This window comes from Novosphingobium pokkalii, assembly GCF_014652855.1.
GTDB lineage: Bacteria > Pseudomonadota > Alphaproteobacteria > Sphingomonadales > Sphingomonadaceae > Novosphingobium > Novosphingobium pokkalii.
Genome location: NZ_BMZP01000057.1, coordinates 1 through 736, shown reverse-complemented (window position 1 = coordinate 736; position 736 = coordinate 1). Strand labels below are relative to the sequence as shown.

General features: G+C 66.0%; 1 pseudogene. It reads left to right on the top strand.

What is annotated here, in order from left to right:
- Window positions 1-736: pseudogene (locus IE191_RS20925) on the top strand (IS3 family transposase); the annotation flags it as partial.

The following is a 736-nucleotide window of genomic DNA, read 5'->3' as shown; positions in this document are numbered from 1 at the left end:
GAGGTGTCCGAGGCGCGTCGCCTGCGGTCGCTTGAGGAGGAGAACGCCCGCCTGAAGAAGCTGCTGGCCGAGGCGATGCTCGACAACGCGGTGCTGAAGGATCTGGCATCAAAAAAATGGTGACGCCCGGCGCCAAGCGGGAAGCCGTCGCCCATGCCCGTGAGCATCACGGAATGAGCGAGCGTCGGGCGTGTTCACTGGTCGGCGTGAGCCGCAGAGTGGTCCGGTATCAGCCGTGCAGGCCGGACGATGCGCCTTTGCGGCAACGATTACGCGAACTGGCAGGAGAACGCCGTCGGTTCGGCTATCGCCGCCTCGGCTACCTGCTGGCGCGGGAAGGCATGACGCCCAACCACAAGAAGCTGCTGCGGATCTACCGCGAGGAAGGGCTGCGGGTGCGTCGTCGTGGCGGTCGCAAGCGGGCATTGGGCACCCGGGCACCAATGGTGCTGCCGGACGGACCGAACCAGCGATGGTCGCTCGACTTCGTCTCGGACAGCCTGGTCTGCGGCCGGCGCTTCCGTATCCTGTGCGTGGTCGATGACTACACCCGGGAATGCCTGGCGCTGGTGGCCGATACGTCGTTGTCAGGCGCTCGGGTGGCGAGGGAACTGACCGGTCTGCTTGGGATGCGCGGCAAGCCGCATACGGTGGTCAGCGATAACGGCACCGAACTGACCTCGTCAGCCATCCTGCGCTGGTCGCAGGAGCGACGGGTCGAGTGGCATTACATCGC